Annotated in this window: 22 protein-coding genes; 12 read left to right on the top strand and 10 right to left on the bottom strand. The window is 63.7% G+C overall.

Going from position 1 to position 23,092, the window contains the following annotated elements:
* Positions 1-257: 257 nt before the first annotated feature.
* Positions 258-728, top strand: a complete 471-nt coding sequence (locus NKI10_RS05070) for a VOC family protein (RefSeq protein WP_023743207.1) — start codon at positions 258-260, stop codon at positions 726-728.
* A gap of 179 nt (positions 729-907) precedes the next feature.
* Here NKI10_RS05070 and NKI10_RS05075 read toward each other — a convergent pair whose 3' ends face one another.
* Positions 908-2,500: a peptide chain release factor 3 gene (locus NKI10_RS05075; RefSeq protein ID WP_023755673.1), complete on the bottom strand. Its 1,593-nt coding sequence runs from the start codon at positions 2,498-2,500 to the stop codon at positions 908-910.
* Between the two features lie 140 nt (positions 2,501-2,640).
* Between NKI10_RS05075 and NKI10_RS05080 the strand changes: the two genes are divergently transcribed.
* On the top strand, positions 2,641-3,714 hold the full coding sequence (locus tag NKI10_RS05080; protein ID WP_352858953.1) for an NAD(P)/FAD-dependent oxidoreductase: 1,074 nt from the start codon (positions 2,641-2,643) through the stop codon (positions 3,712-3,714).
* Here the strand turns inward: NKI10_RS05080 and NKI10_RS05085 are convergent.
* The 4 genes from NKI10_RS05085 to NKI10_RS05100 form a co-directional block, all read right to left on the bottom strand.
* Positions 3,708-5,081 (bottom strand): amidase, encoded by a 1,374-nt coding sequence (locus NKI10_RS05085; RefSeq protein WP_352858955.1) that lies wholly within the window; start codon positions 5,079-5,081, stop codon positions 3,708-3,710. The genes NKI10_RS05080 and NKI10_RS05085 overlap by 7 nt on opposite strands.
* A 45-nt stretch (positions 5,082-5,126) precedes the next feature.
* On the bottom strand, positions 5,127-5,300 hold the full coding sequence (locus NKI10_RS05090) for a hypothetical protein (protein ID WP_352858957.1): 174 nt from the start codon (positions 5,298-5,300) through the stop codon (positions 5,127-5,129).
* 80 nt (positions 5,301-5,380) lie between these two features.
* Positions 5,381-6,175 (bottom strand): class II glutamine amidotransferase, encoded by a 795-nt coding sequence (locus NKI10_RS05095; protein WP_352858959.1) that lies wholly within the window; start codon positions 6,173-6,175, stop codon positions 5,381-5,383.
* Positions 6,176-6,190: 15 nt separating this feature from the next.
* Entirely contained in the window at positions 6,191-6,445 is a 255-nt protein-coding gene (locus NKI10_RS05100; protein ID WP_023685117.1) for a DUF6356 family protein, read from the bottom strand.
* Positions 6,446-6,559: 114 nt separating this feature from the next.
* On the opposite strand from NKI10_RS05100, the gene NKI10_RS05105 reads away from it, so the two are divergent.
* The 6 genes from NKI10_RS05105 (at position 6,560) to NKI10_RS05130 (ending at position 11,147) form a co-directional block, all read left to right on the top strand.
* Positions 6,560-7,030, top strand: a complete 471-nt coding sequence (locus NKI10_RS05105; protein ID WP_352858960.1) for an Lrp/AsnC family transcriptional regulator — start codon at positions 6,560-6,562, stop codon at positions 7,028-7,030.
* An 85-nt stretch (positions 7,031-7,115) separates the two neighbouring features.
* Positions 7,116-7,601 carry a dUTP diphosphatase gene (gene dut, locus NKI10_RS05110; protein ID WP_023698959.1) on the top strand — a complete coding sequence of 162 codons (486 nt, stop codon included), beginning with the start codon at positions 7,116-7,118 and terminating at the stop codon, positions 7,599-7,601.
* On the top strand, positions 7,602-8,261 hold the full coding sequence (locus NKI10_RS05115; protein ID WP_352858963.1) for an HAD family hydrolase: 660 nt from the start codon (positions 7,602-7,604) through the stop codon (positions 8,259-8,261).
* Positions 8,262-8,437: 176 nt separating this feature from the next.
* A complete protein-coding gene (locus NKI10_RS05120) occupies positions 8,438-9,256 on the top strand; it encodes a hypothetical protein (protein WP_352858964.1) in 819 nt (272 codons plus the stop codon).
* Positions 9,257-9,332: 76 nt separating this feature from the next.
* Positions 9,333-10,136, top strand: a complete 804-nt coding sequence (locus tag NKI10_RS05125; RefSeq protein ID WP_352670767.1) for an isocitrate lyase/PEP mutase family protein — start codon at positions 9,333-9,335, stop codon at positions 10,134-10,136.
* Positions 10,137-10,148: 12 nt separating this feature from the next.
* Positions 10,149-11,147, top strand: a complete 999-nt coding sequence (locus NKI10_RS05130; protein ID WP_352858967.1) for a proline racemase family protein — start codon at positions 10,149-10,151, stop codon at positions 11,145-11,147.
* 5 nt (positions 11,148-11,152) lie between these two features.
* Here the strand turns inward: NKI10_RS05130 and NKI10_RS05135 are convergent, their stop codons facing one another.
* Positions 11,153-11,854 (bottom strand): sulfate transporter family protein, encoded by a 702-nt coding sequence (locus tag NKI10_RS05135; RefSeq protein ID WP_023692652.1) that lies wholly within the window; start codon positions 11,852-11,854, stop codon positions 11,153-11,155.
* A gap of 198 nt (positions 11,855-12,052) precedes the next feature.
* Complete coding sequence (locus NKI10_RS05140; protein ID WP_352858969.1) at positions 12,053-12,955, bottom strand: DMT family transporter; 903 nt, start codon at positions 12,953-12,955, stop codon at positions 12,053-12,055.
* A 213-nt stretch (positions 12,956-13,168) separates the two neighbouring features.
* Here NKI10_RS05140 and NKI10_RS05145 point away from each other — a divergent pair, with 213 nt between their 5' ends.
* A complete protein-coding gene (locus NKI10_RS05145) occupies positions 13,169-14,161 on the top strand; it encodes an adenosine kinase (protein WP_352858971.1) in 993 nt (330 codons plus the stop codon).
* A gap of 71 nt (positions 14,162-14,232) precedes the next feature.
* Here NKI10_RS05145 and NKI10_RS05150 read toward each other — a convergent pair whose 3' ends face one another.
* From NKI10_RS05150 to NKI10_RS05160, 3 genes are all read right to left on the bottom strand, one after another.
* The gene (locus tag NKI10_RS05150; protein WP_352858973.1) at positions 14,233-15,306 is read right to left on the bottom strand and encodes a GGDEF domain-containing protein; all 1,074 of its coding nucleotides are present in this window, start codon (positions 15,304-15,306) and stop codon (positions 14,233-14,235) included.
* A 124-nt stretch (positions 15,307-15,430) separates the two neighbouring features.
* A complete protein-coding gene (locus tag NKI10_RS05155; protein ID WP_352763997.1) occupies positions 15,431-17,710 on the bottom strand; it encodes an NADP-dependent malic enzyme in 2,280 nt (759 codons plus the stop codon).
* Positions 17,711-17,853: 143 nt separating this feature from the next.
* Positions 17,854-19,035 (bottom strand): glycosyltransferase family protein, encoded by a 1,182-nt coding sequence (locus NKI10_RS05160; RefSeq protein WP_352858975.1) that lies wholly within the window; start codon positions 19,033-19,035, stop codon positions 17,854-17,856.
* A 165-nt stretch (positions 19,036-19,200) separates the two neighbouring features.
* Between NKI10_RS05160 and mutS the strand changes: the two genes are divergently transcribed.
* The 3 genes from mutS to NKI10_RS05175 all read left to right on the top strand — a co-directional run bounded on the left by mutS (position 19,201) and on the right by NKI10_RS05175 (position 23,089).
* Complete coding sequence (gene mutS / locus NKI10_RS05165) at positions 19,201-21,930, top strand: DNA mismatch repair protein MutS (protein ID WP_352858977.1); 2,730 nt, start codon at positions 19,201-19,203, stop codon at positions 21,928-21,930.
* Between the two features lie 73 nt (positions 21,931-22,003).
* Complete coding sequence (locus NKI10_RS05170; RefSeq protein ID WP_023834362.1) at positions 22,004-22,468, top strand: nuclear transport factor 2 family protein; 465 nt, start codon at positions 22,004-22,006, stop codon at positions 22,466-22,468.
* A gap of 66 nt (positions 22,469-22,534) precedes the next feature.
* Positions 22,535-23,089, top strand: coding sequence for a TetR/AcrR family transcriptional regulator (locus tag NKI10_RS05175; protein ID WP_352858980.1), 555 nt, complete (start codon positions 22,535-22,537; stop codon positions 23,087-23,089).
* The last annotated feature ends 3 nt before the right edge of the window (positions 23,090-23,092 follow it).

Consider the following 23,092-nt stretch of genomic DNA (forward strand, 5'->3'; position numbering starts at 1 on the left):
CTGGCTGGCTGCGCTCAACGCGGAGCGTGGCGGCGCTGGATTTGGATCGCAGGGTTTATAGACCGGCAAGTATGGTCTGGCCACATTTTTGCAATGCGCCAGAGTCTCGCTGAAATCAGGGTTTCGAAAAAGATTGCCGGCCAGTGTCGGATCGCTAGCCCGGCATCCGTCCTTGGGACGACGGCAAGGGAATGGCACCATTTCTATAAGTCAGCCGCTTCACCTGTAACCGCAACCAAACACCCGAGGAGCATGACATGCAAAAGATCACCACCTGCCTGTGGTTCGACGGCCAGGCCGAAGAGGCGATGAATTTCTACGTTTCCATCTTCAAGAACTCGAAGGTACTGAGCGTGCTGCGTTGGCCCGAAGGCCATACCGATGCCGGCAAGGCGCTGGTAACCACGTTCGAACTCGACGGCGTGCAGTTCCAGGCGCTGAACGGCGGACCGCAATTCAAGTTCAACGAGGCGATGTCACAGTCGATCGACTGCAAGACGCAGGAAGAGGTCGACTATTTCTGGGACAAGCTCATCGAAGGCGGCGGCGAACCGTCGCAATGCAGCTGGCTGAAGGACAAGTTCGGCGTCTCCTGGCAAGTCGTGCCGGAGCAACTGCCGCGCCTGCTTCTGGATCCGGACCGGGCCAAGGCCGGGCGGGTGATGTCGGCGATGATGCAGATGAGCAAGATCGATATTGCCAAGATCGAGGAAGCTGCGGAGGGGTGAGAAGGGGTCCGCGTAGGGGACGAAAAGCCAATTGCTTGCCTTTCGAGCTTCGAACGCCGTGAGCCATGCGAAGGGCCGGCGCGGGTTGGAGCCAATTGACCCTTCAACGTCGGCGCTGCCCCTCATCCGCCCTTCGGGCAACCTTCTCCGCGTAAACGGGCAGAAGGAAAAGGGGCGCCTTACGCCGCCTTGTCGCGGACCTGGTAGTCCTTGACGGTTGCGAAGCGGATCGCCTTCCACCGTTCGGCTTCGTAGTTCAGCGAGAAGGCGTGCTGGGCCAGAAACACAGGGTCGTTGTCGAGGTCGCGGGCGATGTCGCCGCGATGCGCTTCGATGAAGCGAAGCGTTTCGGCCTTGTCGTCGGCAGAGATCCAGCGGCAGACCGAAAAGCGCGACATTTCGAATTCGACCGGCAGCGTGTATTCGAAATTCAGCCGCTCCTTCAAAACGTCGAGCTGCAACGCGCCGACAACGCCGACGATGGCCGGCGAGCCGTCTTCCGGCGAAAACAGCTGCACGACGCCTTCCTCGGCCATCTGGTGCAGCGCTTCCTTGAGTTTTTTCGCCTTCATCGCGTCGCCGAGGCGCACACGGCGCAGGATTTCCGGCGCGAAGTTAGGTACGCCGCGGAACAGTATCTCCTCGCCTTCGGTCAGCGTATCGCCGATACGCAGCGTGCCGTGGTTGGGAATGCCGACGACATCGCCGGCAAACGCTTCGTCGGCGGTGACGCGGGTGCGGGCAAAGAAGAACTGCGGCGCCGACAGGCTCATCGGCTTGCCGGTGCGCACCAGCTTGGCCTTCATGCCGCGCTCGAGCTTGCCCGAACAGACGCGCACGAAGGCGATGCGGTCGCGATGGTTGGGGTCCATATTGGCCTGGATCTTGAACACGAAGGACGTCATCTTCTCCTCCGTCGCCTCGACCTTGCGGGTGTCTGCCTCCTGCGCACGTGGCGGCGGGCCGAAGGCGCCAAGCGCCTCGATCAGGTCGCGCACGCCGTAATTGCGCAGCGCCGAGCCGAAATAGACCGGCGTCAGATGGCCCTCACGGAACGCGTCAATATCAAGAGGTCGGCAGGCCTCGCGCGCGAGTTCCAGCTCCTCGATGAAGGCTTCGCGCTCGTTTTCCGGCAGCAGGCCGGCGACGCGGTTGGAGTCGGGGCCGTTGACCGGCGTGCGGTCTTTCTCTGCATCGCCCCTGCGCACAGCGTTGAGCGCCAGGTGGTAGGTGCCGGCAAAAGTCTTGCCGCGGCCGATCGGCCAGGTGATGGGGGCAGTGTCCAGCGCCAGCTTCTGCTCGATCTCGTCCAAAATCTCGAAGGGGTCGCGGCTTTCGCGGTCCATCTTGTTGATGAAGGTGATGATGGGGATATCGCGCAGCCGGCAGACCTCGAACAGTTTCAGCGTGCGCGGCTCGATGCCCTTGGCGGCGTCGATGACCATGACGGCCGAGTCGACCGCCGAGAGCGTACGGTAGGTGTCGTCGGCGAAATCCTCGTGACCGGGCGTGTCGAGCAGGTTGAAGACATTGTCCTCATATTCGAAGGTCATCACCGAGGTGACGACCGAAATGCCGCGCTCGCGCTCGATCTTCATCCAGTCGGACCGGGTCTGGATGCGATCCTTCTTGGCCTTGACCTCGCCTGCAAGCTGGATGGCGCCGCCGAACAGCAGCAGCTTTTCGGTGAGCGTCGTCTTGCCGGCGTCGGGGTGGGCGATGATCGCGAAAGTGCGGCGGCGCGATACCGCCTGTTCGATGTCTTCAGCCAATTTCTGGAATCCTGCCTGTGGCCCGGGCTTCTAGCAGCGCATTGCTGGCCTGTCGACAGTTTCGGGCCGGCAGGCCTCGACCGTCCTTGAGCTTAACCCGCTGCGGTGGCATCAGAGGAGCCCATTCTGAGAGGTCCGGTATGATCCGCGCTAAGGAAGTCATCGTCATCGGCGCCGGCATTATCGGGGCGTCCATCGCCTGGCACCTGACCAAGGCCGGGGCGCGGGTGACTGTGATTTCCGATAGTGGTGCCGGCGGCGTCGCCACGCCAAACTCCTTTGCCTGGATCAACGCCAGCTGGGGCAATCCCGAAATCTATTTCCGGCTGCGCATCCGTGCGATGGCCGAATGGAAGCGGCTGGCAAACGAGCTGCCCGGCCTGCCGCTCGCCTGGTGCGGCGGGCTGTGCTGGGATCTGCCGGCCGACAGGCTCGAAGCCTACGCGGCTGAGCACGCTTCCTGGGGTTACGGCATCGAACGCGTCGACGCCGGGCGCGCAGCGCAAATCGAGCCCAATCTCGTCGAGCCGCCGGAATTCGCTGTCTATGTCGCGGAAGAAGGCGTGGCCGAACCGGTCGCAGCGGCCAAGGCGCTGCTGGCCGACGCAGAACGGCAAGGTGCGCGCGTTCTCTCCAGTTCTGTAACCGCACTTGTCCAGACCGATGGCAGGATTGCCGGTGTCGATACATCGCATGGGCTGATGCCAGCCGAAGAGGTGGTGATCGCAGCCGGTGTCGGGGCGCCCGATATTGCCGCTACCGTCGGCATCAAGCTGCCGATCGAGACGCCGCCCGGTCTGATCGTCCACTCGCAGCCCTACAAGAAGCTCCTCAACGGGCTGGTGCATGCCGAAAAGCTGCATATGCGCCAGACGGCGGAGGGCCGCATCATCGCCGGCTCGGATTTCGCGGGGAGCGATCCCGGTGAGAATCCCGACGCCACGGCGCGCGAGCTGTTTGCAGCAATGAAGGCGGCCTTGCGCGGCGCCGACGAACTGGAATTCGATTTCCACACGGTTGGCTACCGGCCGACGCCGATCGACGGCTTTCCGATCATCGGCCGCGCCGAGGGCGTCGGCGGCCTCTATGTCGCTGTCATGCATTCCGGCATAACGCTGGCGCCGGCGGTCGGGCTGTTCGCCACGCGCGAAATTCTCGACGGCGAGCGTGATCCGCTGCTGAGGCCTTATGGGTTGGGTCGGTTTGCTCAGTAGCCCGGCGGACGCTTGAAGCCGCCGGTCAGCGCTTCGATTGCCTTCCCGATGCCAAGCAGGCGCGATTCCGACCAGCGCTTGCCGACCAGTTGCAGGCCGATGGGCAGGCCGTCGCGGTCTTGCCCGCAGGGCAGCGAGAGTGCCGGATGGCCGGAATAATTGAAGACCGCGCCATAGGCCGGTAACATCCAATAGCTTTGCTCCTTGCCGTCGACTTCGATCGGCGTGCCGGGCTCACAATGCGCGAAGGCCGTGGTCATGGCGACCGGACACAGCAAGGCATCGCAGGTCTCGAAGAACCTGTCCCAGGCCAGGATCGAGCGGTCGCGGCGAGCGAGCGCCTCGAACCAATTGGTGATCGGCGTTGGCTGCTCCGGCGGTTCGGGCTGCGCTGCCTCCAGCATCATGCCGATCAGATCGCCGCCCTGCTCCAGATCGTCATGCAGATCGATCTCAGGCAAGTTCGCTTCTTCCACAATCACCCCTGCTGATTGCAACCGCTTGGCCAGGCTTTCGGCGGCGACAGCGATTTCGCCAGCCACCGGAAAGCCGGGGAAGGACGGCGCGACGGCGATGCGCAATGTCTTGAGGTCGAGCCTGGGCATGGCCTCTACGGGCACCGGCGCGAGGTCGGAGTCTGCTCCGTCCGGGCCGGCGATGATTTTGTAGATCAGCGCAAGATCCTCCACGCTGCGCGCCAGCGGGCCGAGGCAGGACATCAGCCGCACGCTACGCGCCGCGCCGTTCGGATCGGGGAAGGCGCCGGCCAGGGACACGCGGTGCTCGGTCGGTTTCAACCCGTAGACGCCGCAAAAAGCCGACGGCAGGCGGATCGAATCCTGCATGTCGGTGCCGACATCGAACGGCGTCATGCCGGTCGCCACCGCTGCCGCTGCGCCACCGCTGGACCCGCCTGACGTGCGCGATCGGTTCCACGGATTGCTGGTGCGACCGAACAGCGGATTGTCCGATTGCCAGTCGCCCAGCATCGTCGCGACATTGGTCTTTCCAATCAGGATGCCGCCTGCGGCTTTCAATCGGGAGACGACCGGGCTGTCCGATTTTGCCGTATGGTTGGCGAAAGGCGGGAAACCGACCGTGGTCTCCATGTCGGCCGTTTCGTGCGTATCCTTCAGGGTGAAGGGCACGCCATGCAGCGGGCCGAGCGCATCGCCATGCGCCAATGCCACGTCGGCGTTTTCAGCGCGCTCACGGGCGCCTTCGCGGTCGAGATTGACGATGGCGTTGACGGCCTCGTTGTGTCGGTCGATTTGGACCAGATGGGCGTCCAGAGCTTCGACGGCGGAGATCTTTCGCGCCGCGATTGCAGCGGCGAGATCTATGGTTGAGGAGAAGACGAGGTCCATGGTTGCTCCGGCTGCTGCCAAACGTATCGCGGTTTAAAACCAAGTTCAGCATTCGGAGATCATCGGCGCTTGATCAAAATTGCGCTTGCCGGTCGGTTGAGGTTGGCGCTCTACGGCGCCCCCTCTGTCCTGCCGGACATCTCCCCCATTTTGGGGGAGATTGGCAGCTTTGGCTTCGGCGCCTCTTTTTCTGCGTTGAAAATTGGCGAAGGCCGCCATGACCTCCAATCTCCCCCCTCGTGGGGGAGATGTCCGGCAGGACAGAGGGGGGCGCGAAGGAATGCGGCCTAGACTAGGGCCTAGACGACCAGTGCCAGCCTTGCCACAGCCGGCACGAACGGCCGAATGCTCATCCCATCGCCAGTGATCGTGACAAAACTCGCCGGCGGGATCGCCTGCCAGTCGCCGCCTTCGCGGTCGAAGGGTTCGGACACGATGCAACGACCGCCGTTGCGGAGCGAGGTGTAGAGCGTTGGCGCGTGGGCGTCGCTGGCGTAGCGCACGGCATAGAGCGCCTGCCCATCCGAGAACGCTGCGGTCAGTTTCAAGGCTGGCTCCAGACCGGCGCGGCGCGATGCCTCGATGACGCGAGCGGTGGCGCGCGATACTGCCCCTTGCGGGTCGCCAGCAAGACCCTCGTCGATCATCAGCAGGAAAAACAATTCGGAATCGGTGGTGCCCTCGCGCTGGTCGAAGACGGCGTCGCAGAGCGAGTTCTCCAGCGCGCGGCGGATCTTTTCGAAGCCGCCGATCTGGCCGTTGTGCATGAACGACCAGCTGCCGGAGATGAAGGGATGGCAGTTCATGCGGCTGGTGGCGCCGCCGGTCGACGCCCTGACATGGGCGAGGAACAGGCCGGATTTGATCTGCCGGCACAGGCTTTTCAGATTGGGATCCGACCAGGCCGGCAGGATGTCGCGGTAGAGGCCGGGCTCGGGCCGGTCGCCATACCAGGCAAGGCCGAAACCGTCGCCATTGGTCGGCGACTTGGCTTCCTGGGCGCAATGGCTCTGGGCAATCAGCGAGTGGCAAGGCGCGGTGACGACGTCTTCGAGGAAGACCGCTTCACCCAGATAGGCCGCCCATCGGCACATCGCTTCTAACCAATCCTAGGCGCGATCCAAGAGAGCCTGGGGCTCCTTGACCGCGTGCGAGCCTCTGTTGTGCGTCCGTTCATAGAGTTCGCGAACGATTCGGCTTGCCGTAGTTTCGAAGAGAAACGGCAAGAAAGCGTGAACGAGTGCCGCACCAGCGGCCATCAGGAGGCGCGAGCAGAACCAGGCGGCAAAGGCCATATGGCTGAAATAGGTCTCGCCCACCTTGGCCGGGTGAGAGGTGAACAGCTTCGAAAACAGCGTCGTCATGGTGATCCCTCCTGCCGGGATAAGCCCCGATGTGGGTATCCTGCCACGGGGTAAAGGTTCATCGGTCTCAATTTGTCCTTGTCTAACGCCGTGGTTCGGGACATTCATCCCAACATGGCGCTTGAATTTGATGAAATCGACCGAAGATTGCTGGCCGAGCTGCAACGCGACGGCACACTGTCGGTCGATCAGCTCTCCGAAAAAGTGTCGCTGTCGCGCAACGCCTGCTGGCGCCGGGTCAAGCGGCTGGAAGAGGACGGCGTCATCACCGGACGGGTGGCGCTGGTCGATGCCGACAAGCTCGGGCTCGGACTTTCGGTGTTCATCCTGATCCGCACCTCCAATCATGACCCGGGCTGGCTGCAGAAGTTCCGTGCGGCGGTGACCGGTTTTCCTGAGATCACCGGGGTCTATCGGATGTCCGGCGATCTCGACTACGTGCTGCGCGCCCGCGTCGCTGACATGAAGGCCTATGACCGGCTCTATCAGCGGCTGATCGCCAAGGTGGCGCTGTCGGACGTTTCGGCCTCCTTCGTCATGGAGGAGATCAAGGAGACGACCGTCGTTCCGGTGGAATTGCGCTAGGTCACACTGACGCCTGAAAGAAAGCCGTTGATAGGCCTGCGGACGCGTTGACCGAATCGCCGTTCGCGCCGATAGGATCGATTTTATGCGCGCAGCCTTCCAAAATTCCTCCGTCATTGGTCCCACTGTCGGCTTCGTCAGGTTGCCGCATGGAGATGGACTTCCCCTTCCCGCCTATGAAAGCACCGGCGCCGCCGGCATGGATCTGCGCGCCGCGGTGCCGGAAGACCGGCCGCTGCTGATCCTGCCTGGCAAGCGCGCCTTGGTGCCGACCGGTCTGATCCTGGAAATTCCCGAAGGAATGGAAGGCCAGGTGCGGCCGCGCTCCGGCCTTGCCTTCAAGCATGGGCTGACCGTCCTCAATTCACCAGGCACGGTCGACAGCGACTATCGCGGCGAGGTTAAGGTGCTGCTGGTCAACCTCGGCGACGAGGATTTCGCGGTGACGCGCGGCATGCGCATTGCCCAGATCGTCTTTGCCGCGGTGACGCAGGTGACGGTTGAGGAGCGCTCGCTGGCCGGCGCCACGACGCGCGGCGCGGGCGGGTTCGGATCGACCGGCACCGCCTGAATGAGCATACCGAAACTGGTCATCTTCGACTGCGACGGTATCCTGGTCGACACCGAGAACCTTGCCAACCGGCGGCTTGCCGAGTGGTTTGTTGCCGCCGGTTATCCCACCACATTCGAATATTGCCGCAAATATTTTTCCGGCCGCAGCATGGCTTCGGTGCAGAAGGAAATCGAAGAGACGACCACGGTGCGGCTCGGCGCCGATTTCGTCGATCGCTGGAATGCCGGCCTGCCCGATCTGTTTGCGCATGGCGTCGAGGCGGTCCCCTATGTGCGCGACTTCATCGAGGCGGTTCGCGCGGCCGGCATTCCCTATTGCGTCGCCACTTCTGCGCGTATCTCGAAGATGCACATCACGCTCGGCCAGACCGGGCTGCTGCCGCTGTTCGAGCATGCCATGTTCTCTTCGACCATGGTCAGCCGCGGCAAGCCGTTCCCGGACCTGTTCCTGCATGCGGCAAAGACCATGGGTTTTGCGCCGGCCGACTGCATCGTCATCGAGGACAGCGTTGCCGGCACGCAGGCCGGCATTGCCGCCGGCATGCGTGTCTATTCCTATCATGGCGATCCCTATTCCGACCGCGATGGCCTGGCCGGCGCCGGCGGCGTCCTGTTCGACGACATGCGCGAACTTGCCGGGCTGGTGCCGATCCACTGAAGCTGTGTTAGGTTCCGCGCGGCCAGCCTGAGGCGCCCATGCCAACGAACCTGCTTCGCTCCATCCTAAAGCGTTTCACCGTTTCATGGAAACGGCGAACCGCTCTATCTTCTTGTTTTGTTGCAATTTCCGGCCGGAAAACCGCACACACTTTTCCTGAAATTGCTCTAGCGCTTGTGCTGCTGCCGTGGCTTTGGACCGCAGCCGGCGCGCAAGCCGTCAGCTTCCCGGAATTCGGCAGCGCCATCCCCGGCCACATGGATGTGACCTATCTGGACCTCGCAAGGATGGTCATTCCCGGCCTCGCAGGTGACAGCAACGGTTTCTACCGGGGTGGATTGCCGATCGAGATGCGCCACATCGAGGGACGGGATGGCGGCGGTTCGCCGCCTGAGACATCGGGCCTCTCCAACGCCGGCGTGCTCGCCATCAAGGCCGGGGGCAAGGACCGGCTGGCGATGCTCTACGACCTCGGCGACTCTCCCGACAGCGCCGAAGGCTATGCCGTGCTGGCGCTCTACGACATCACAGACAAGCCGAAGCTGCTCGACGCCGTCAATGTCGCGCTCGACCGCGGCACCTATTTCCGTGAACCGGGCAAGCTTTCCGTTGGGCCGAACGATGACATCGTGATCACCATGAGCGCGCATTTCAATTCAAGCCAAAACTACGCGATCACGCCGCTGATCATGGTGCGCGACGACAAATTACAATTGATCGACATGATCTTCACCTTCGATGAGAACCTGTGCGCCTACAGCCGCAAGCAGGACGTTGCTTTCCAGACGATCGCTGACGGGCAGCCTTATGCCGCAGTCAAAGTGACGGTGACCGACGCCACGGTGCTCAACGGCGAGAGCTGCGAAGGCCAGCCGCCCAAGCCTGAAGCCCACGCAATTTCCGTTGCCTATCATTGGGACAAGAAGACGTTGCACTACGTCAAGGATTCCGACGCGCTGGACAGATTGGCAGGAGAGAACGCCAAACGCTTCTGAGCCAACCGCATTCGTTTGCCCGGTGCATTTCTGCACGATAGAATCTGCCGATATTCCGCATCTGAAGGGAGCACTCATGGACAAGGGCAAGATCTTTCGCGACCTGCACGCCTCGACCTTCGTCATGCCCAACCCCTGGGATGTCGGCACGACCAAGCTCCTGGCCTCCTTCGGCTTCAAGGCGCTGGCGACGACCAGCGCCGGTTTTGCCTTCTCGCGCGGCCTGCCCGATGGCGCAGTGACCTTCGAGGCGATGATCCACCATTGCCGCGAGCTGACGGCGGCAACCAGCCTGCCGGTGTCGGCCGATCTCGAGAAAGGCAAGGGCGACAGCGCGACGAGTGCCGCCGAGACGGTTTTTGCGGCCGAAGCGGCAGGTCTCGCCGGCTGCTCGATCGAGGACCATACCGGCGATCCCGACAAGCCCATCTATGAGTTTTCACACGCCGTCGAGCGCGTTGCAGCTGCTGCTGAAGCCGCACGGGCGCTCAAGCATGATTTCGTCTTCACCGCACGGGCCGAGAATTTCCTTTGGGGCAAACCGGATCTCGACGACACGATTAAGCGGCTGCAGGCCTTCGAAAAGGCCGGCGCCGATGTGCTCTATGCGCCCGGCCTCAAAGATGTCGAGACCATCCAGAAAGTCTGCTCGGCGGTGAGCAGGCCGGTCAATGTCATGGCACTCCCGGCCTTCACCATCGCCGACCTTGCCATGGCCGGGGTCAAGCGCATCTCGCTCGGTCCGTGGCTGACCAATTTCGCCTTCGGCATGCTGGAAACCGCAGCGCGCGAGATCCAGCAGGACGGCACGTTCGGCTTCACCCGGGCCGCCATGCCATTCGGCAAATTGCAGGCGCTGTTTTCCAAATCCTCAGGGTAGGGGTCCCGGCGCATGGCGCTCACCGTCGTCGACATGCACACCGGCGGTGAGCCGGTCAGGATCGTCACGGACGGCTATCCAGACATTCCCAAAGGCACGATCCTGGAAAAGCGTGCCTATGTGCGCGACCACCTCGACCATTTGCGCAAGCTGCTGATCTTCGAGCCGCGCGGCCACTACGACATGTATGGCGCGCTGCTGGTGGAGCCCGACCTGCCCGGCGCCGAGCTGGCCGTGCTGTTCATGCACAACGAGGGCTATTCGACGATGTGCGGCCACGCCATCATTGCGCTTGGCCGCTACGCCGTCGACGAAGGGCTGGTGGTCAAGCAGGAGCCAATCACCACCATCAACATCGAGGCGCCGTGCGGCATGGTCGTCGCTTCGGTGGAGGTCAAGGACGGCAAAGCGGGATCGGTGTCGTTCGAAAGCGTGCCGGCCTTTCTGTTTGCCCATGACCAACAAATCGAATTGGGGGGATACGGCAAGATTGCGTTCGACATCGCCTATGGCGGCGCCTTCTACGCGCTGGCCGACTGCCATCAATTCGGCCTGGAGTTCGGCCGCAGCCGGGTGCGCGATTTCGTCGACGCGGCAACCGCCCTGACCGAGCGGCTGAAGGCGGCGTTCCCTCTATCGCATCCCGACCATGCCGATCTCGCTTTCCTCTACGGCACCATCCTCACCGATGGACACGATGCATTCTCCGGCGAGGCAACAAAAAACATCTGCGTCTTTGCCGATGCCGAGGTCGACCGCTCGCCGACCGGCTCCGGCGTCACCGCGCGGCTGGCGGCAATGCATGCCAAGGGTGAGATCAACCCTGGTCAGGAGCGGTCCTTCGAAAGCATCGCCGGCTCGCGCTTTTCCGGAGCGGTGGCGCGCACGACCATGGCCGGCCCGCATGATGCGATCATCGCCCGCGTCGGCGGCCGCGCCTACTATTCGGGCCGGGCGGAATTCACCGTCGAGCCGGATGACGAATTGGGACGCGGTTTTCTTCTGCGTTGATAGGCCTATCGCCCGGCGCTCTCCCGCGCGCCGACCGCCTTGTGCAGATGCACCATCATGGCGGCGGCAAAGAGCGGCGTCAGCAGGTTGAGCAGGGGCACGGCGAGGAAGGCAGCGATGAGCAGCCCGGCCAGAAAGACGGTGCCGGCATATTTCCGGCGCAACGCCCTCGCCTCATCTTCCGGGCGGAAGCGCATGGCGGCGAATTCGAAGAATTCACGTCCGAGCAGATAGCCGTTGACGATGAAGAAGGCGGCGATGTTGACGCCTGGAACCAACAGAAGGAGCAAGGCGACGATGTTGCCCAGGATGACGACGCCGAAGAATTTCACCGACAACACGAGCGAGCGCAGCGCCGGCATGGCGCGTCCGACGGGATCGGCCGGATAGTCGGTGCGCTCGACCACTTCGGCGATGTCGTCGAGAAACAGGCCCGCCACGATTGCCGTCACCGGCGCGATCAGCAGCGCCATCCCGAAGGCAAGAGCGATGGCCGCGATAATGCCGCCCAGCCATCCGGCCCAGGACGGCAGGCCGGGCAACAAGGAGTGAACCCATGGCAGCGCCAGCCAATCGACAAGCCCGGTCAAGACGAACCACAAGGCGACCAGCGCCAGGACGGTCAAGCCCAGCGTCTTCAGGAAAACCGCGCGGAATTCGGGAGAAAACAGCCGGCTGAAGGCGGCGCGGGCAGCGTTCGAGATCACGGCGTTTCCACCCCCAGGAACAAACGGATATCTCCGACATAGGCGGAGACCCTGTCAGCCGCAAGCCTGCCGGAGCGGGCGCAATTCCGGACGGGAACTAGAGCATGATCCCAAAAAGTGGGTACCGGTTTTTGGAAAAGATCATGCTCCAACAAAGGCTTAGATCATGATGAGATTTCAACCAAATCTCATCATGATCTAGCGCGCCAGCGCCCGGGAGCGGGCTGGGATGGTCATCGCCGCAACGCCGGCGACGACGCAGCCCATGCCCCAGAGCGCCGTCGGCCCGAGGCTTTCGCCGAGGAACACGACGCCGATGCCGACGCCGATCGGCACGCGCAGATAGGCCTGCGACGTCGTGCCGACCGAACCAAGCGTGTGGATGAGGCGAAAAAAGATGCAGAAGGCCAGCGCCGTGGAGAACACCGACAGTGCCAACAAGGCCAGTATCGACGCCATTGAAGGCGACAGCGTCCACGGGCGGTCGAAGGCCAGGCTCAAGGGGACGAGGATGACGGCGCCGCACAGCATCGAGCCGGCGGCCGGCAGCATCGGGTCGAGTCCCCTAAAGCCGCGGCCGAAAATGGCGGCGCCGGCATAGCAGACCGTGGCGGCAACGGCGGCAAGCTGCGCCCACAATTGGTGGCCGAGCCCGCCAAGCGCCTGGGTGCCGACGATCAGGCAAATACCTGCGATGCCGGCACCGACGCCGAACAGCTTGCGTGCGGTCACGGATTCGTGGCGGGTGATCAGCGCGGTCAGCAGAAAGGTGAAGATCGGCGAGGTCGCGTTCAGAATGGTGGCGAGGCCGGCATCGATGGAACGCTCGGCGGCGGCGATCAGCGTGAACGGCACGACGCTGTTGAGGCAGGCCTGGACCATGAACCGCCACAAGGTCGCGCTGTCCTTGGGCATGGCGAGGCCGCGCCAGCGGATCAGCGCGAGCAGGATGGCGCCGGCAATCAAGGTGCGGGCAGCGATGAAGGATATCGGCGGGATCGTCTCGACACCGATCTTGATGAAGGTATAGGACGCGCCCCACAGGGCGGCCAGCACGCCAAGCAGCGCCAGTTCGGTGGTCATGTCGGTCTTTGCTTGCATGCGGGTGCTTCCAGCGCTTGATTTGAGGCCAAGCTTGTAGGCGACCCGGCGGTCAGATGCTTCGGCCACGGTCGAACTGTGATGGAGCCTCGTCCCAGGCGCGCGCCGGCTTGGGCCGGCAAAGGGTGGAAATCGGTTGCCATTTTTCGGGGTGATGCTGTAGACCCGCCCGGGCGCGGCAGAAAGCCGGCAGGTTCCAAGGCGGAGACATTGATGCCGGATTTTGACGTGCTTTGCATCGGCAATGCCATTGTCGACATCATCGCCCAGTGCGACGACGCTTTTCTCGAGACCAACGGCATCATCAAGGGTGCGATGAACCTCATCGACACCAAGCGCGCCGAGCTGCTCTACAGCCGCATGGGGCCGGCGATCGAGGCCTCCGGCGGCAGCGCCGGCAATACCGCCGCCGGCATCGCCAGCTTCGGCGGCCGCGCCGCGTTCTTCGGCAAGGTGTCGAACGATCCGCTCGGCGAAATCTACGCGCATGACATCCATGCCCAGGGCGTTGCCTTCGACACCAGGCCGCTTGAGGGCCAGCCGCCGACGGCGAGATCGATGATCTTCGTCACCCCCGATGGCGAGCGTTCGATGAACACCTATCTCGGCGCCTGCATCGAACTCGGGCCGGAAGACGTCGAGGCCGACAAGGCGTCAGGCGCCAAGGTGACCTATTTCGAGGGCTATCTGTGGGATCCGCCGCGCGCCAAGGAGGCGATCCGGCAGACGGCGAAGCTCGCACACGAGGCCGGACGCGAAGTGTCGATGACTTTGTCGGATTCGTTCTGCGTCGACCGCTACCGGGACGAGTTCCTCGAGCTGATGCGCTCGGGCACTGTCGACATCGTCTTTGCCAACAGCCACGAGATCAAGTCGCTCTACCAGACAAAATCCTTCGACGAGGCGCTGGCGGCTATCCGCAAGGACTGCAAGATTGCCGCTGTCACCCGCTCCGAAAAAGGCTCGGTGATCGTGCGTGGCGAGGAGACCGTCACCATCCAGGCGACGACGATCCGCGAACTGGTCGACACCACCGGCGCCGGCGACCTCTACGCCGCCGGTTTCCTCTACGGCTACACCTCGGGGCGCAGCCTGCAGGATTGCGGCGATCTCGGCTCACTCGCAGCCGGGCTGGTGATCCAGCAGCTCGGGCCACGGCCGCGGCAGAACCTGCGCAGCGCGGCCCAATTGGCGGGGTTGCTGTAGGGCCGTCTTTCGGCGCGCAGCGCCGAGCCAGATGAGGGGTGCCCGCCGGTTGAGGCTGTCCGGCGCTCCGCTCAGGCGGTGCGGCGAAGGTCGTGGGACGTAGGCCCGGGTTCCAAAGCCCCGGCGGTGACCAGCCGGTTGCGGCCGCTCTTTTTGCCGATGTACATCAGTCGGTCGGCGAGCGTTATCAGCGCCTCCGAATCGGACGCTTCCGCCGGGTAGATGGCGACGCCAACGGTGCAACCAACATGGATGGCACCATTCGGCGTCGGCACCTTGATCCGCAGCTTTTCCAGGATACGTTCGGCGACGCCCACGGCCTTCTGTCGGGCCCGGCTAGCCTCTCCTGAAAACAGGAATGCGAACTCGTCTCCACCGAGCCGCGCCACGAAATCAGCGCTGCGCAGGACGGTGCGAAGCTGACCCGCCACCTCATGCAGCAGCGCGTCGCCGGCCTCGTGGCCGAGCGTGTCGTTGACCTTCTTGAACCTATCGAGGTCGATGAACAGCAGGCCGGCCGCCTGGCCGGTGCTGTCGCAGCGGTCGATCACCGACCTCAGCTCGTTGTGAAAGGCGCGCCGGTTGGGCAGGCCGGTCAATGCATCGTGGTTGGCCGAATGATCGCTCTGCTGCTTGGCCAGCTCGATCTCGCGCTTTTGTACGGAGAGTTCCTCATTGGCGGCCTTGAGTTCGAGCAGCAGCTCGGCGTTGAGATCCTCGACGACCTTGCGGTCGCTGATGTCGACGACGAAACCTTCCAGGAATTCCAGTTCGCCGGTCTCGTCCCAGACGCCGCCGCCGATCTCGCGGACCCAGAGCGGCTCGCCGACCTGCGGCACGATGCGGTAGTCGACGTTCCAGTTGCAACGCGCCTCGAGCGCGGTATCGACGGCGGCATAGACGGCAGCGAGATCATCCCGGTGGATGGCCGAGACATAGTCGCGCACGGCATTTTGAATGAAGTCGCTCGGCCGATAACCGCTGACGGTGAAAATGCCGTCGCTGATGTAGAGCATGGTGTAGGACGCATCGTTGCGGCAACGGTAGAGATAACCGTCCATGCGGCCGGTGATGCTCAGCAGCGCATCCAGGCGCTCGTCGTGATAGACCCCCTGGCCGACCACAGATGCCGTGTCATGCTTCATGGCCGCACCCCCGTTTTGGCGGTCTGAGCGCGCCGCCAATGCCATAAGGCCATAGGGGGCGAGAACGTTCCCTATAGCAGCCGAATATTATCAATCTCTTATGGGTTGGCGATTTTGCCGCCAATCAGGCTCCCGCGCTATAGGCCGCGATCGCAGCCATGTTGACGATGTCCGAATCCTTGGCGTTGAGCGAGACGATCTGGACCGGTTTGTTCAAGCCGACCAGCAGCGGGCCGATGACGGTGGAACCGCCGAGTTCCTGCAGCATCTTGGTCGAGATAGAGGCCGAGTGGAACGCCGGCATGATCAGCACATTGGCAGGGCCGGTCAGCCGGATGAACGGATATTGCGCCATGGCGCGGGCATTGAGCGCGACGTCGGCGGCCATCTCGCCGTCATATTCGAAATCGACGCGGCGCTTGTCGAGGATGCGCACCGCTTCCTGCACCCGCTCGGAGCGTTCGCCCTGCGGGTGGCCGAAGGTCGAATAGGCAAGCATGGCGAGCCTCGGCTCGTAGCCCATGCGGCGGGCAAATCCCGCCGCCTCTTCGGCGATGTCGGCGATCTGCTCGGCATTGGGCATGTCGTGCACGGCGGTATCGGCGACGAGGACTGTTTTGCCCCGCGCGAGCACGATGGAGACGCCGATGACGCGGTGTCCGGGCTTGGCGTCGATGACGCGGCGGATATCGTCAAGCGCCGTGGAATAGTTGCGGGTGACGCCGGTGACGATGCCGTCGGCATCGCCCAGCGCCACCATGCAGGCGGCGAAATGGTTGCGGTCGTTGTTGATCAGCCGCTGGCAGTCGCGGAACAGGAAGCCTTTGCGCTGCATGCGCTCGTAGAGATAATCGGTATAGATGCCGTTGCGGCGCGACAGCCTGGCATTGATGATCTCGATGCCTTGCTTGTTGAGGTCGATGCCGGCGTGCCTGGCGTTTTCCTTGATGACATCGTCGCGGCCGAGCAGGATCGCGGTGCCGAGCTTCTGGTTCACATAGGAGACGGCGGCGCGCATCACCTGTTCTTCCTCGCCCTCGGCAAAGACGATGCGCTTGGGCTGGCGGCGGACGCGATCGTAGATGCGCTGCAAGGTCGAGGCGATCGGGTCGCGGCGGGCCGACAGCTCCTGCGCGTAGCGGTCGAGGTCGAGGATAGGCTTGCGGGCGACGCCTGACTCCATCGCCGCTTTGGCCACGGCGAGCGGGATGGCCGAGATCAGGCGCGGATCGAACGGCACCGGGATGATGTAGTTCGGGCCGAATTTCGGCCGGTTGCCCTGATAGGCGGCGGCGACATCGTCGGGCACGTCCTTGCGCGCCAGGTCGGCCAGCGCTCTCGCTGCGGCGATCTTCATGTGGTCATTGATGGTGGTGGCCCTGACATCCAGCGCACCGCGGAAGATGTAGGGGAAGCCCAGCACATTGTTGACCTGGTTGGGGTAGTCGGAACGCCCGGTGGCCATGATGGCGTCGGTGCGGATTTCGGCCACTTCCTCCGGCGTGATCTCCGGGTCGGGATTGGCCATGGCGAAGATGATCGGGTTCTTGGCCATCGACTGCACCATCTTGGTGGTCAATGCGCCCTTGGCCGACAGGCCGAGGAAGACGTCGGCGCCGTCCAGCGCCTCGGCCAGGCTGCGCGTGTCGGTCTTGACCGCATGCGCCGACTTCCACTGGTTCATGCCTTCGGTGCGGCCCTGGTAGACGACGCCCTTGGTGTCGCACAGGATGATGTTCTCGGGGGCAAAGCCCATCGCCTTCATCAGTTCGATGCAGGCGATACCGGCGGCGCCGGCGCCGTTGCAGACCATTTTCGTGGTCTTCATGTCGCGGCCGGTGATCTCCAGCGCGTTGATCAGCCCGGCGGCCGAGATGATGGCGGTGCCGTGCTGGTCGTCATGGAAGACCGGGATGTCCATCAATTCACGCAGGCGCTGCTCGATGATGAAGCATTCCGGCGCCTTGATGTCTTCCAGGTTGATGCCGCCGAAAGACGGCCCAAGAAAGCGCACGCAATTGATGAACTCGTCGGCATCCTCGGTGTCGACTTCGAGGTCGATGGAGTCGACATCGGCGAAACGCTTGAACAGCACCGCCTTGCCTTCCATAACCGGCTTGGAGGCCAGCGCGCCGAGATTGCCGAGGCCGAGAATGGCGGTGCCGTTGGATATAACGGCGACCATGTTGCCGCGCGTCGTGTAGTCGAAAGCGCGGCTGGGGTCTTCGGCAATGGCCAGCACAGGAACCGCGACACCCGGCGAATAGGCGAGGCTCAGATCGCGCTGCGTCGCCATCGGCTTGGTGGCGACGATCTCCAGCTTGCCGGGGCGGCCCATGGCGTGGAATTCCAGCGCCTCCTCGGCGCTGACGGAGGGGCCGCTGTTTTCGGTTTTCTTGGCCATGATGCTTTTGATTTCCTCGCCGGTGCCGCACCCTTGAGACGGGTGTGTGTTTTTGAAACTTCTGAATCAAGGCTACACGCCACCGCTGTAAACCGCCAAGCAATCTTCACGCCCGCAGCGAAATCTCCCGAGGTCGAACGGCGTCACGTCGGCTCTGGCTCGCTGACGAAGGCAGCGATTTCGCGCACCGTTCCCCGACGCATCATGCCGTCTGTGCCGGGGAAAGGCCAAGTCTCGATGGGTGGCGCACGGCTTCCCTTGCGCCGCAGCAATGCAGTCAGGAACGCCATGAGTTCGATGCGCTGGGCGTGAACCTTCTCCAGCGTGCGGCGGCGGATGTGCTGACGCGGTATGGCACGATCTCGCAGCGTCTCGACGGCGCGGCGAATGGCAGCCGGTTCCGGATCGGCGACGATGCAATAATCCGGATCGAAATAGACGTCGCGACCGCCAAGGCTCGGCGTACTGACGATCGGCAGGCCGGCCATCAGATATTCCATCGAGGAGTACATCGCTCCTTCCACGGCCGACAGGCACAGCCCGACGGCGGCCTGGTTGTAGACGTGGTTGACCTGTTGCGCCGTCAGCTTGCCCGGCCAGCCGTCGACGAGCGGATTGGCGATCTGGTGCAGCAGCGATTGCGCCTGCAGTCGCCGGACAAAGGCGCGGGCGGCAACCGGCGGCAATTCGCCGATCGAATAGGTGATGTGGGCCAGCCGCTCTATGTCGAAGGCCAGGTGATGGCGTTTGATCGGCGAGATGCGGCCATTGTAGACCGCGTCGAATTCGACCGGCACGTCCGGCAGCGGCCGGAATATATCCTCCGACACCATCAGATTGTGGTTGGAGAAGATGGCATTGCCGCCCGCAGCTGCGATGAGACGGCGCTCTTCCTCGGTGTTGCACAGGAAGATGATTTCGTGCAGCGGAAACCGGCCGGCATACCAGGCGAGATCGCGGCCCATCCGGGCGATGACAGCCGGCCGCTCCATGGTCCAGGTCTGCATCGTCAGGAAGGTGACGCGCCGTCCCGCCAGGCGCCGGCCAAGGGCCGCCAGCGGATAGAGCGGACGGGCTCCGCCGATCGGGACATAGAGCACCAGCGGGTCGCGGCTGAGTACATGCAGCGACATCTCGATGCCGCCATCGAGATCGGACAGCGGTCCCCGTGTCGGCAGGAGGAAGGGAACGCGTTTGCGCACCGACCCGCGCAGCTTGCTTTTGGTCCGATGCACGCGCCGCGCCGCCAAAAGCAACAGGCGCGTGGCGGTCGATCCAGCCGGACCGACCAGTTCCTCGAACCCTTCCTGCTTGTCCTGATCCATGCCGCCTATCCCCGCCAGGGCGATCATAGGGTCTGGTTGTCGCCCGAAGCAACCAACGGCTTCACCCGGCGTAGAGGGAGCACAAGCCGCCGTCGAGGCCGGTCGTCCCCTGCTTTTCGAGCCGCCGGCATTAAACCCCGCACCCACATCTGCTAGCGTGCGGGCATGAACATGCACACTTCAGCAGAAACCGACGCCCCAGAGGTGACACCGCCTGCGCCCGTCGGCAGCGTCACGCCGATGATGGAGCAGTTTATCGAGATCAAGGCGGCGAACCCGGATTCGCTGCTGTTCTACCGCATGGGCGATTTCTACGAGCTGTTCTTCGACGACGCCGAAAAGGCGAGCAAGGCGCTGGGCATCGTCCTGACCAAGCGCGGCAAGCACCAGGGTAACGACATTCCGATGTGCGGCGTGCCGGTGCATGCGGCCGACGACTATCTGCAAAAGCTGATCGGCCAAGGTTTTCGCGTTGCCGTCTGCGAGCAGATCGAGGACCCGGCGGAAGCCAGGAAGCGCGGCGGCAAATCGGTCGTACGCCGTGACGTGGTGCGGCTGGTGACGCCAGGCACCATCACCGAGGATAAATTGCTGGCGCCGTCGGAATCGAGCTTCCTGATGGCGCTAGGGCGGGTGAAGGGCGGCAACAGCGGTGACGCCTTCGCCATGGCCTGGATCGAGATCTCGACCGGCGTCTTCCGCGTCGCCGAAACCACGGCCGACCGCCTGCTGGCCGATGTCTTCCGCGTCGACCCGCGCGAGCTGATCGTCGCCGAGCCGGTGTTTTACGATCCCGAGCTGAAGCCGGTGTTCGACGTCATCGGCCGCGTCGCCAGCCCGCAGCCGCCGTCGCTTTTCGATTCGGCTTCGGCAGCGGGGCGGATCGCGCGCTTCTTCGAAGTGGCGACGCCTGACAGTTTCGGTGCCTTCTCGCGCGCCGAATTGTCGGCGATCTCGGGCGCCATCGCCTACGTCGAAAAGACGCAGAAGGCCGAGCGGCCGCCTCTGTCGCGTCCCGAACGCGAGGAGCAGGGCTCGACGCTGTTCATCGATCCTGCGACACGCGGCAATCTGGAACTGTTGCGCACGCTGTCGGGCAGCCGCGACGGCTCGCTGTTCAAGGCTATAGACCGCACGGTCACCGGCGGCGGCGCCAGGCTGCTCGCCGACCGGCTGATGGCGCCGCTGACCGATCCGGCGGCGATTGCCGCCCGGCTTGATTCGGTATCGTTCTTCCGCGCCGAGACGCGGCTCTGCCAGGCGGTGCGGTCAAGCCTGAAGAGCGTCGCCGACATGCCGCGAGCGCTGTCGCGGTTGGCGCTCAACCGCGGCGGCCCGCGCGACCTCGGCGCGCTGCGTGCCGGCTTTGAAGCGGCGGGCGCCATTGCCGAAATCTTCGCCGCAACAGCGCTGCCCCATGAATTGACGGAAGCACTTGCCGCGGTAAAGGCGCTGCCGCGTGCGCTGGCCAAGCATCTGGCCCAGGCTCTTGGCGAGGAACTGCCGCTGCTCAGGCGCGACGGCGGCTTCGTGCGCGGCGGCTACCATGCCGAGCTCGACGAAATGCGGGCGCTGCGCGACGAATCGCGCAAGGTGATCGCCGGACTGGAGCGCTCGCTGATCGAGGAGACCGGCATCCGCTCGCTGAAAATCCGCCACAACAATGTGCTGGGCTATTACATCGAGGTGACGGCCAACCACCATTCAATCATGACCGGAAGCGACGGCGCCAAGGCGCGCTTCATCCACCGCCAGACCATGGCCAACGCCATGCGTTTCACCACGACCGAACTTGCCGAACTCGAGACCAAAATCGCCAATGCCGCCGACCGGGCGCTGAGCATCGAGCTTGCCGCTTTCGACACGCTGACGACAGAGGCGGTCGCCGAGGCGCAAAAAATTCGCGCCGGCGCCGATGCGCTTGCCGTACTTGACGTGTCGGCGGCGCTCGCGCTGTTGTCGGAGAGTGAAGCCTGGTGTCGGCCGCTGGTCGATTCCAGCCTCGCCTTCGATATCTCGGGCGGACGCCATCCGGTGGTGGAACAGGCGCTGCGGCGCTCGGGCGAAGGGCCGTTCGTCGCCAATGATTGCGATCTGTCGCCGCAAGACGGGGCCAAGGCCGGCGCGATCTGGCTGCTCACCGGTCCGAATATGGGCGGTAAGTCGACCTTCCTGCGGCAAAACGCACTGATCGCCATCCTCGCCCAAACCGGTTCCTTCGTGCCGGCGACGTCGGCCCATATCGGCGTTGTCGACCGGCTGTTCTCGCGGGTCGGCGCCTCGGACGATCTGGCGCGCGGCCGTTCGACCTTCATGGTCGAGATGGTAGAGACGGCGGCGATCCTCAACCAGGCCGGCGAACGGGCGCTGGTGATCCTGGACGAGATCGGTCGCGGCACCGCCACGTTCGATGGCCTGTCGATCGCCTGGGCGGCAGTCGAGTATCTGCACGAGAAGAACCGCTGCCGGGCGATCTTCGCCACTCATTTCCACGAAATGACGGCACTCTCCGGCAAGCTGCCGCGACTGCACAATGTCACGATGCGGGTTAAGGAGTGGGAAGGCGACGTGGTCTTCCTGCACGAGGTCGGCAAGGGTGCCGCCGATCGCTCCTATGGCGTTCAGGTCGCTCGCCTTGCCGGTCTGCCGGAAGCGGTGGTCGGCCGGGCCAAAGAGGTGCTGCATCAGCTCGAGGAAGGCGATGTCTCCGGCAAGGCCAACCGGCTGGTCGACGATCTGCCGCTGTTTTCGGTGGCAATGAAGCGGGAAGCGGCAAAGCCTGCGAAGAGCGACGCATTGGGCGCAGCGCTGGGTGAGATCAATCCAGACGAGATGACGCCGCGCGAGGCGCTGGAAGCGCTCTACCGGCTGAAGGGGCTGGCGGGGAAAACCTAGTCCGATTTCAGCCTTGACCAATTGTACCGTTTGGTACAATGCTCGCCATCGCCTTTGCCGATGGGAGAGTGACATGAGCCGTCCGCCGCTGCCGCCCTTCACCGCCGAGACCGCCGCGCAGAAGGCGCGCATGGCCGAAGACGCCTGGAACAGCCGCGATCCCGAACGGGTTTCGCTCGCCTATACGCAAGACAGCACCTGGCGCAACCGCGCCGAGTTCGTCTCGGGCAGAAATGAGATCGTCTCCTTCCTCACGCGCAAATGGGCGCGCGAGCTGGACTACCGGCTGATCAAGGAGGTCTGGACCTGGAACGACAACCGCATCGCGGTGCGCTTTGCCTATGAATGGCGCGACAACAGTGGCCACTGGTTCCGCTCCTACGGCAATGAGAATTGGGAATTTGACGCGGATGGACTGATGCGTAGGCGCGTCGCCAGCATCAACGACCTGCCGATCGCTGAGGGTGAGCGCAAATATCACTGGCCGCTCGGCCGCCGGCCTGACGACCATCCCGGCCTGACCGAACTCGGACTTTAGAGTGTGATCCCTAGAACTGTGTCGCGGTTTTCGGCAAAGATCATGCTCAAGCGGAAAAACTAGCGCATGCGCAGGATCGCGCCCGATCGCGCCGATTTGCTCTCCATCATCGGCGAGGTTTTCCGCGAACACGGCTATGAAGGGGCGAGCCTGGCGCGGATCGGTGCGGCGACCGGCCTAGGCAAAGGCAGCCTTTACCACTTCTTCCCCGGCGGCAAGGAAGAGATGGCGGCGGCTGTCATTGCCCATATAGATGGCTGGTTCGAGGAGAATGTCTTCGTGCCGTTGCAGGACAGGGCCTACCCTCGCACGGGCATCGATCGGATGTTCGAAGCGGCCGACAGCTATTTCCGCTCGGGACGCCGGGTGTGCCTCATCGGCGCCTTCGCGCTGGAGGAATCCCGCGACCTCTTCGCCATTGCGATCAAAAGCTATTTCGGCCGCTGGGTGGCGCATCTTGCCGAAGCGCTGACCCGAAGCGGGCACAGCGCTGACAGGGCGGACGAACTCGCCGAAGAAGCGGTCGGCGCCATCCAGGGCGCGCTCACGCTGGCACGCGCCTTCGACGACACCGCAGTGTTTTCGCGCGCGTTGCGACGGGCGCGGGCGGCGCTCGGCTAGAGT

Origin of the sequence: Mesorhizobium sp. M0802, assembly GCF_040320115.1 — a bacterium.
Lineage (GTDB): Bacteria > Pseudomonadota > Alphaproteobacteria > Rhizobiales > Rhizobiaceae > Mesorhizobium.